General features: G+C 58.4%; 10 protein-coding genes and 1 pseudogene. 8 read left to right on the forward strand and 3 right to left on the reverse strand.

The window, feature by feature from the left end; translation table 11 throughout:
* Window positions 1-266: 266 nt before the first annotated feature.
* The 5 genes and pseudogenes from Q0C57_RS12800 to Q0C57_RS12820 all read left to right on the forward strand — a co-directional run bounded on the left by Q0C57_RS12800 (window position 267) and on the right by Q0C57_RS12820 (window position 5,568).
* Complete coding sequence (locus Q0C57_RS12800) at window positions 267-2,129, forward strand: hypothetical protein (protein WP_296576816.1); 1,863 nt, start codon at window positions 267-269, stop codon at window positions 2,127-2,129.
* Entirely contained in the window at window positions 2,122-4,143 is a 2,022-nt protein-coding gene (locus Q0C57_RS12805; protein WP_296576817.1) for a hypothetical protein, read from the forward strand. The genes Q0C57_RS12800 and Q0C57_RS12805 overlap by 8 nt, the downstream gene beginning before the upstream one ends.
* A 10-nt stretch (window positions 4,144-4,153) precedes the next feature.
* Window positions 4,154-4,465 carry a hypothetical protein gene (locus tag Q0C57_RS12810; protein WP_296576818.1) on the forward strand — a complete coding sequence of 104 codons (312 nt, stop codon included), beginning with the start codon at window positions 4,154-4,156 and terminating at the stop codon, window positions 4,463-4,465.
* Window positions 4,466-4,612: 147 nt separating this feature from the next.
* Window positions 4,613-5,152, forward strand: a pseudogene (locus Q0C57_RS12815) (transposase); the annotation flags it as partial.
* Window positions 5,153-5,352: 200 nt separating this feature from the next.
* A complete protein-coding gene (locus Q0C57_RS12820) occupies window positions 5,353-5,568 on the forward strand; it encodes a hypothetical protein (RefSeq protein ID WP_296576819.1) in 216 nt (71 codons plus the stop codon).
* A 15-nt stretch (window positions 5,569-5,583) separates the two neighbouring features.
* On the opposite strand, the gene Q0C57_RS12825 is transcribed toward Q0C57_RS12820, so the two are convergent.
* A complete protein-coding gene (locus Q0C57_RS12825; protein ID WP_296576820.1) occupies window positions 5,584-5,829 on the reverse strand; it encodes a hypothetical protein in 246 nt (81 codons plus the stop codon).
* 126 nt (window positions 5,830-5,955) lie between these two features.
* Here Q0C57_RS12825 and Q0C57_RS12830 point away from each other — a divergent pair, with 126 nt between their 5' ends.
* Entirely contained in the window at window positions 5,956-6,747 is a 792-nt protein-coding gene (locus Q0C57_RS12830; protein ID WP_296576821.1) for a response regulator, read from the forward strand.
* Window positions 6,748-6,771: 24 nt separating this feature from the next.
* A complete protein-coding gene (locus Q0C57_RS12835; protein ID WP_296576822.1) occupies window positions 6,772-8,001 on the forward strand; it encodes a diguanylate cyclase in 1,230 nt (409 codons plus the stop codon).
* Here the strand turns inward: Q0C57_RS12835 and Q0C57_RS21135 are convergent.
* On the reverse strand, window positions 7,996-8,334 hold the full coding sequence (locus Q0C57_RS21135; RefSeq protein WP_366937829.1) for a PilZ domain-containing protein: 339 nt from the start codon (window positions 8,332-8,334) through the stop codon (window positions 7,996-7,998). The genes Q0C57_RS12835 and Q0C57_RS21135 overlap by 6 nt on opposite strands.
* Window positions 8,335-8,576: 242 nt before the next feature.
* A complete protein-coding gene (locus tag Q0C57_RS12840; RefSeq protein WP_296576823.1) occupies window positions 8,577-8,873 on the reverse strand; it encodes a hypothetical protein in 297 nt (98 codons plus the stop codon).
* A gap of 438 nt (window positions 8,874-9,311) precedes the next feature.
* Here Q0C57_RS12840 and Q0C57_RS12845 point away from each other — a divergent pair.
* On the forward strand, window positions 9,312-9,525 hold a 214-nt coding region (locus Q0C57_RS12845; RefSeq protein ID WP_296576824.1), incomplete at its 3' end, for a hypothetical protein.

Here is a 9,525-nt window from a genome sequence, read left to right on the forward strand (position 1 = left end):
AGATGCGAATCGGGGTATTCGCATTCCTCCGGTATGTGGCGCTCCAGGACTTCGCATCGCGGGATGCGTCGTTTCTTGGAGACGAATTAGTGGGGCTTTACGACGAATCAATCAGAGCTGTTCGTCTTAGCCAAACGACGCTCGACCATAGACGGAATTCGTGCGTTGCCATCGTTAATCTAGCTCAAAACTTAGCAAGGGCGGATGGTTACGATGTTGGACCTATTGGCATGCGTCGTCCGTTGCATGACCCCCGGAGTGGGGCAGTGGCCACCACTCTTCAGCGTTTGGCAACGCGCGGCGAGTTTGGGCAATATCTAACGCGCGCGCTCGAAGCAAAATGCAGCAATGGAGAATGCCAATTCCCAGTGCTTGATATTCCCCTGATAAGGGTCTTTGTTAAATATCTCGAAGAGACTGATCCTGAAAGTCTTCTCGAAAATGCTGACCAGCTCAGTTCGATTATGGTCAAGGAGTTTAAGGACAAGCTGGAAAAGTTGGGGCGCGAAGCGCAGTATCGGCGGAAGTGCGTCCGATTGGCCGACCGGCTGATGGTTGGCGCGATGCAGCTTGCCGTATATGACGGCAAAACCGTCGGGACCCGGTTTTCGATCCCATATTCCGATGATCGCCCTAAAGCTGAACCCCAGGCCGCGCGGAATGGCCGCAGGATCGATAAGATCGAACAGCTTGGTCCGCTGCAGGAGCAGATCGCAGCCGCTTTCCGTTCCGATGCCGCCCGTTTGGTGCCAGGGTCCATCCATGCCGCACTCACAAATATCCAGCCTTTGCTCCGGTATTTGGAAGCACACCCCGACATCACAGGCCTGAACGATCTCAGTAGATCGCATTTAGCGGCAATTGCTGAAAGTATCAGTGCAGGGGATGGACAGAAAGCCACTAAGCGCGGAGTATGGTCAACCATTAAGCGCACGTTGACTCTCGTCGAGGATTTAGCGGCCCAGGGCCCTGTGTTGAAGTCCAAGATTCCGTGGCCGCCGGAACGGTGGACATCGGGAAGGAATCAGAGGGGTAACGCGGATCAGGGCCTGACACCGGTGGAGGCGGCAGACCTTGAGCGTTTGGCAAGAGCAGAGATTAATGAGGTTATTTCCCGGCGCGAACATAGAGGACAACTCTTCCCGGGCCCGTTTGTGGAGGATCTGCAGGCATTTGAGCTCCTCTTAGCGTTTCGGACGGGGTTTAACCCAAGCACTCTTCGCACTCTGAAGATCTCGGATATCCGCGAAACTGAAGACAATGTGGAAGTCTACGGTACTAAGCTACGCTCCATCAGGCAGCCGTTCGCTGCATTTGCCAAGAGCGAAAGTCCATTTTCGGGGCCTTGGCTTCTGAAGAAGATTGAGTTTGTCACTTCCCTGGCACGAGAACGGGCCCTCCCTCAGGACAAGGATAGTCTTTTCTTGTTTGAAAGGACGATGGGGGCCGGTCAGGGGCGTGTGCGTCCGTTCGACCCACAGAAGAATGGCGCCGAAAATCGCATGCTTGCGGACTTCGGGAGACGAGCCGGCATAGAGGGCCTCACTTTGCGGACTATGCGGGCCAGCTTCTCTAATCTCGCGTTTGCTGTTTCTGGAGACGATGTCCCAACCGTGCAGCGCGTTATGGGCCATCGTGGTTCGGGCACAACGGAAGATTATAGCCGGGACCATACAAAAGGTCCGAGGCAGGAGATGCTCGGCGAAGCGATGGAGCGAAGGCTCCGCGATGCGCGGACCGACATGCGAAGAGACTCGCGGGATCGACCAATGGCAACCCTCTCGGGGGCAACCCCTGGGTTCGCGTGTCTCGATCCGTACCGGCCACCAGAAGATCTTTTGCAGCTACCGGGCATGTGTGCGGCCTACGGATCCTGTCCGACTTGTCCGCAGGCTTGCGTCGACGTTTCGCTCCCGTCGTCTGCCTGTGATCTTGTTTTGTTGTCGGATGCGATCAGGACTTGGATAGGTCGCCAGGACGCCGATCCCCGACGGGTTATTTTTTGGCGTCAGCAGCTCGACGCCCTCGAAAGTGTCTGGCTGCCGCGTTTTCACATTGAGGTGCTCGCTGCGGCGTCGAGGATCCGGACGGTTCGAAAACCCCTTGATGCGGACTTTCTTCATGACTAACCGAACCGCACTAACCCAATTTCAGAACTGGACGATCGATGAGTTGCAAAACGCCCGCTTGCCCGGAGGCAGTCGGTGGAACGGGTTGCGGTGGAGTTTTCCGCAGGAGACGCCGGGGCTGGCAAATGCCTCATACCGCATCGACTGGCGGGCGCCGATAGGCAACGGTTCGTTACTGACAGACCCAGCAAACGTTGACCTTCTCGATAGCTGCCGGCGGATCATTTGGTGCTGGCTAGCTTCGCCGCCGTCGAAGAGCGCGCCCAAATACAATTCTATCAAAAACATCCACAATAAATTGTTCTTCTTTGTCAGGTGGATGAATATAAATGGCTACCGCGACTTTTCCTGCGTCACCCCTGAGATTATCGCGCTGTACAGACGGTCGCTGACAGAGTGGATGGCCGAAGGATCAGACGCGCAAGAAGAGACGAAGAATTGCAAGGAATGGAATTATAAGCACGATCGGCGCCCAAGGACGAGAGGGGGTATCGTTAGCTACCTATCCATTATCAGTGTAATCCATCACGCAAGACAAGCGCTCGAGGGGGTGGGACTGCCAGCCCCCGCGGAAGAAGATCCGTTTGGAGGTATAACACCGATCACATTCGCGGAGCGGATGGCGCTTGTCGCCCCTGGATCGGTGCGCGAACTTCCCGACCCTATTTTTGCGAGGGTAGTCAATCACGCGTACTCGCTCGTTAGCTCGAAGGCCGCTTGTAGGACGGTCGAGCTGTTGAACCTCGTTGTCGAGAGGCGGGACCCCGAGGGTTTGTCCGACTACGACGAACTTCTGGAAGAGGCAGGCTGGCGGGAGTTTCTCCACGGCGAGGGCGCAAGCTTGGATGCTGGTCTGGCCAAGGCCTTCCGGGGTCATGTCAGCAGGCTCGTTGCTGCCGCGGCCGTCGTCATTCACGCGCTTATCGCGATTAGGCCATCGGAGCTCGCCGGGCTTCGCTACTCATCTGAAGTGGATCATCCTGAAGGTTGCAGTCCGATTGAGCTGGGCTGTGTCACAACGTCTCTGACCAGTGACGGCATGTTCGAAATTTTCAGGCTACACGGACGCATCTATAAGAACAGGGATGTTCCTGAACCCGCTGAATGGGTTTTCGGATTGCGGCCAGTGGGCACTAGTTATTATCCGCCGCCGGTCGAGGCCGTCGCGCTGATTGCTCAACTGTTTCATAGCTGGCGCGTCATTCACTTTAAGGACGAGTTGTTCGTCCACATCGACAGAATGTGGGACTTAACGGGGGTCTATTCTGACCTGCTGAGGGATCACCAGGCTAACTTGGTCCAGGAGGCGCTTGGCACCGATCTGAGCCTGGGACAAGTGGTGACCCCCCAGGTGTGGCGCAAGTCATTTTCCAGGTACATGTTCCGGATGAATCCGGAACTGCTACCCGCCTTAAGCAATCACCTCCAGCATTTGTCCATGGCAACGACGGAAAGAGCTTACATAAAACCCAACCCCGGCACGTTGGATCAATGGACCAATGTGGCTATCGAACAGGCAGGCTCATTCATCGCTGATGTTATTTCCGGGGAGCTCCGCGTGGCAGGACCCGTCGAACAGGCATTGTCTAGGCTCGCAGCATCAATCCGGCCACGCCTCAGTAATCTGGACGAGGCGAGCAAGCGGTCGTACTGCGCGGAGATGGCGAAGCGGACCAGCCTCAGCCTGTTCGAGTCGCATTTCGGCTTCTGCGTATTTCGGACCGATGGTGCGAGCTGCGTCCTAGCCCACGAAGCACGGATCACCCCCGCTTTTGGACGAAGAACACCAGACCTCTGCAGGTCGTGCAAGAACTTCGCTGTTGCACCCCATCACCTTCCATTCTGGGAACGGAGGAAGAGCGAGCTTATCGACGCGAAGGAAGGGCGCCTTCCCAATGATCATCTCAGATACGTCCTGTCTCGACGGATCGAGGCATGCGATCTTGTGCTAAGCTGGTTCAACGGAGCTGACGATGATCAGGAAAAAAAAGCCGGCGTCACGAGAGCGCGCTGAAATGATATTCATGACGGCGCTCAACCGCTTGGTGCAGAGGCGCATTAAAGAGGGAAATCAGGTCAAGATCGATATGACATCGCTTGCGGAGGAAGCAGGCTACGCTCGGAGTTACCTGTACAAGTTTCCGATTGAATCGGTTATTGCCAGACTTCGTGAGATTCAATCGTCCGACGGTCTCCCCAAAAAGCCATCCTCTACCAGTGACGTGCTTCGAAAACTCAGGGATGAGCGCGACCAGATGAGGAAAGAGCGGGATATTGCAGTGGAGACCTCCCGCCGCTTGATGCTTGACTTGATGGAGCTGAAGGGAGGATTGTGAGCACCGGTGAAGGGATCAACGCGAGTGCCGCAGTGAGCCGCCCCGGTTTTGCCGGATGCTTCAACTTCCAAGTAGGATGGAGCCATTCGTCTGCTGCAGGTTTCGTGGACCCCGAGAATGGGTGTTTCATGAAGCCGGAGGTGGGAGTTGCAACGACGAAAGTTTTCGCGGGGGTTCAAAGTTGAGGCGGTTCGGCTGATCAAGGAGCGGGGTGTATCGGTCGCTCAGGCAGCGCGCGATCTCGACGTGCAGGAGAACGTGCTGCGCAAGTGGGTGCGGGAGCTGGCGTCCGATCCCTGCCAGGCCTTTCCGGGTCATGGTCAGATCAAGCCGGAGCAGCTCGAGATCGAGAAACCGTGGCGGGAGGTCGCTAATCTCAAGGCGGAGCGTGACATCCCAACAATGGCCGTAGCCTACTTCGCGAACGACGTGGCATGAGGTCCGCGTTCATTGCGAAGCACCGGGGGATCTGGCCGGCGGCATGGCTTTGCGAAGCGCTGGATGTGTCGCGGTCGGGCTTCCAACCCTCGCTAAGCCGGAAGCCCAGCCAGCGCAGCCTTGGAGGATGAGGAGATCGGCGCCAAGGTACGGGCGAGCTTCATCGGCTCAGCGCGCACCTTTGGCGCAAGACGCGTCTGGCGGGACGTGCTGGCGGAAGGGATTGACTGCAGGTTTAACCGCATTGAGCATCGTGATAGCCCGTTGCTCCATGGCTTGGGCGTCACGAAGCCATTCGTTCAGTCGGAAACAGGCGGTGGAGGACATTGACGAGTTCTCCCGGATATGCGTCAAGCGTGACTTCCCAAAAATGTTGATGCAGATCCGCTCTCAATCCGCCAAGAAGCCTAGTGGTGTCGGAAGCCGCGGCTACCAATCGAGAATGCGCGATGCCGTTCTTCAAAGGGGATTTTACCGCCGAGCAATTGGAGGCTATGCGCAAGGCCGCCGCCGAATGCTCAGCCGCCGCTGGCGTTAGCGGGCAGATCCATAAGGAAACAGATATTGCCCTCGCCATCCTCGCCGCGGCCGTAGCCGGCCGCCTCACGCACGACGAGATGGTTGCTGCCGGATTGGCGGCCCTTCGTGGTAACGCACTCAATTGAGGCTCCGCGGGTGTTCTAATCCAGCCTGAGATCATTCTCCCTCGACGCCAATGCGATCAACGATATCAACTCCTGGATCTGGCGTTTCGTCGTTGGATCGAGTTCGTCCCGATCGCAGGAGTTTGCGATCTGCATGACGGCAGCAATCTTTCTCTCCAGCGCCTCATCGGCTCGCTGGTCTGGGATGCGGTTGTCGTCCGTGCTCTGATCAAAGTGGTGCTGCATCCGGGAGGGCTCCAAGCCTGGCAGATTGATGAGCATCCCTCGAAGCCGTTACCAATGGGTTCGCGGGCAAAAGGTCGATCGCCGTATCCACATTTTTGCATCGTGAATCACAGTTGCGCTATAGATCGGCAGCTGACAGGTGATTTTTGGGGACAGAACGCCATGACCGATCCAGGCCCCCTGTCGTTGGACGACATCCAGTTCGTCGACAGCCATTGGAGTGTTCTGGTTGCCGAAGACAATGAAGGGTGTCGCCGCGACCTGCGCCGCGCGCTCGCGGACTACCGCTTTCCGACCGATGTGGTCGAGGTTTCAACCGCTTCCCAGCTCATCGCCGAACTGGGTTCTAACCGGTACGACATCGCTTTTGTGGACATTGCGCTGGGCACATCATCCGGCCTCGAAGCGGTGGCGCAGGCCCGCGAATGCGGCATGCGAACCTTTGTGGTCGTCGTGTCGGGTAGCCAGACGGCAGTGGATCGAGCTGAGGCCAAGGCGCTCGGCGCTTACGAGTTCATAGGCAAGCCTCTGCAGACCTCTGATGTTCACCGCGTGCTGGACGCGTTTCAGAGGATCAGCAGCCCGTCGACGGCGCTGCTCATCGACGACAGCGGGACCGCGCGAAGATTGATGACGCGGATTTTCGAGCGGTCGATGTTCCGCGTGCTGGTCGACGAAGCTCCTGACGGTATAAGCGGTATCGAGAAATTCGCCCGCTCGCCCTCTGACTTCGTGTTCATCGATCTCAACATGGGGATCCTCGACGGTTTGTCGACGGCCCGAATTTTCCGGGCCTTCAGCAGCAAGGTGAAGATCGTGCTGGTATCCGGCGACACAGCCGCCTTGGCGGAGCTGTCCGGGGTACGCACACTCCAGAAGCCTTTCGGACCCCGGGAACTCGACGTGTTGCTCCATGATCTTTACGGTCTGGAGCACCCCTCGCTTGCAGAGTGAGGAAACACGCGCCCTCGGTTTCCCATGCCCAATGCTGCGCTCCCCATCGTTCTGAACATCCTGGTAGCCGGCATGTTCACGGCCAGCTTCCTGATGATCGCACAGCTCAATCCCGACTTTCGCCGCGTGCGGTGGCTGGCCTTGAGCTACGCGGTGGGCATGTTCACCCCGCTGGCCGAGCTGGTGCTGCCACTCGCGGCCGACCCCACCGCATTCATGATCTTGAGCTACGGCAGCTTCCTGCTCGCCCTTGTGCTGGTCGGCCCCGCGCTGTCGATCTTCTACAAGAAGGAGCCATGGTGGCGCGCGGCGGGACTGGTCGTGGTTGTTGGATTTGTCGCACGCCTCGCGATCTGGGGCGGCAGGCGCGACGACTTGATCTATGAGTTCATCTATCAGACTCCCTTTGCCATTGCGGCAGCAGTTTGTGCCGCTACGGTCATTCACCATGGCCGTCGCACCGCCCTGGACGTCACGCTGGCCATCATCTTCTCTGTCATCGCCGGACATTTCCTGCTCAAACCGTTCGCGGCCTCATATCTCGGCTCGGGGCTGACCGCGGGCGACTACCTGAGCAGCCGCTATGCGATGCTTTCCCAATCGGCGACGGGGGCTCTGCTGATCGCGGTAGGCCTGACCCTGCTGATAAATGTCTTGCAGACCGTCGTTTCGCAGAATCGCGACGCAGCATTCCGGGATTCACTCACGGGACTTCCCAATCGCCGCTCCTTGCACCAGGAGTTTGAGGCGAAGAAAAAGAGATGGCGCGACGAGCATCCATTGGCCCTTGCGATTGTCGATATCGACCACTTCAAGACAGTCAATGATCAGTGGGGCCATGACGCGGGCGACCGGACAATCCAGGCTGTCTCGCGGGCACTGGAGGGCGCCCGGCCAAGGAACGGCTTTGTCTCGCGAGTGGGCGGTGAGGAGTTCGTCGTCCTTCTTCCTGCATGCCATCCCACCGTTGCTGCCGTGTGCTGCGAATCCCTGCGGCTCGCGATCGAGGCCGCCGATTGTGGCCTCGGCCGCCCGGTCACCGGCAGCATTGGATGGACGATGGTAACGGAGGCAGAGGATCTGAATGATGCTCTCCGTCGCGCCGATCGCGGCCTATATCGCGCCAAACTTGCCGGTCGCAATCGCGTTGAGGCGGAGCCCATTTCGCTGGTCCGTGATACGCGACCCGGGCTCCGAGTCGTTCCCCTCCAGACGCTACACATGAATGAAGCCGATCGCGGTCGAGATCTATGACAGTTTCCATGTCTCGTTTTTGACGCGAGAGGTCATGGCCGCGAGCTTTTCCAGGGAGGTCACTGCGTCCGCCGCCTGGACAGCTTGGTACGTCACCCCTACAGCAGTTTCTGCTCGACGGACGAGTGTGCAGGCCCTGACGACGCCACCCCGTGGACCCGTGAAAAGCATCAGAAACTGATCGGGAACGATCTCCGGATCGACTGTGATCAACATCCCGGATTCGGAAATGTCCACGACGGCGCAAGGACCCAGCAGGGCATGATCGAGGCTCATGATGTAGCCGGGATAGCCCAGTTTCCTGCGCTGTGATCTGCGCTTTTGACTCGTCATTCACTCCAGCTTTCGGCCTCCTGACTCTTCCATCGGCAACCATATCACCAACGCGGGTTGGCCGCAAGTGACAGAGGTGACGCAGCGTCACTGCCGCAGTCCACTTTGCCACGGCCAGCTTCAACAAGCGAGGCGGACATGTCTGCGGGCAACCTCACGGGCGAGGCCTCCCAATTCCGCCAGGGGCTTGGACGTTCCTCCCCGGCGTTAGCGCCGATGGAAATTGAGGGCCTCCGTTGGCTTCAATCCTGCCGAAGACTGGCAAGGATTTCCTGAAGGCGGCGCTTCACCTGCTCGGGCGCGTCGACCGCGTCGGCCAGCGACAAACACAGCTCGCAGGTATCCTGAGCCACACTCCGCAGCTTGCTCACCATTTGAAATTTCAGATTCGGATCGAGCTCAGCCGCGGCAGTGGTTTGGGCCGCGCGGGCAGCGGCATGCATCAGGCCGTCGAGATCCTTCCACAGTTTCTCCGCGTTCGTTACTCCCTCTTCGGAGTTGAGGCGAGGGAAGGGGATCAGCTTGAACTCATCGGCCATGGGGCGTCTCACATCATAGAGATGTGTTTCCTACGTTACAGAGCGCGAGAGTTCCAGCCAAGCAGACTTTGGCCACTGAATCTCTAGGACCTTGCGCGTCGTCTGAAGCAAATCCAATGGAGTGCAAACTGCTTGCCCTGTGCGTTAGGCGCTTGAAGAGCCACGCCCTTAGTTTCCCGCTACGGAGCGCGCTCCGCCGGTCCGAAAGGTCTGGGAGACCACGGGCTCACCGCGCCTGTTGATCCTCGCCTGGTACAGGATGGGGTTCGATATCCCTCTGGAAGGCACCGGTTCCCGGCTTACGGTGTTCATCGACTATCGTCTGCCCGAGACCATGGGTCTGGCGACGATTTCCCGCGCGCTTGGGCCAGCCTGCACGAGATGGTGCCTTAATCGCATCGTTACGGACGCCGGAAGCGTCTCGCGGGCCGTCGCCGGTTGAGCCAGCGCAAGTCAACGGTCGGTTTCCTGATGCAATTTGTTACCCGGCGGAAATATCTGAGAGACCTCGGTACGCCAACGTGCCGTCAATCCGGCGAATGCGAGGGCGTGATGATTGGAAATCTGAAAGCTGGAGTGGACCGTCGTTCGTTTCTGGCCGGCGCATCGGCGTTGGCGCTGACGGGAGCGCGTGCCAGTCAAGCGCAGGCTC

The organism is Phreatobacter sp. (assembly GCF_022843985.1).
Taxonomy (GTDB): domain Bacteria; phylum Pseudomonadota; class Alphaproteobacteria; order Rhizobiales; family Phreatobacteraceae; genus Phreatobacter.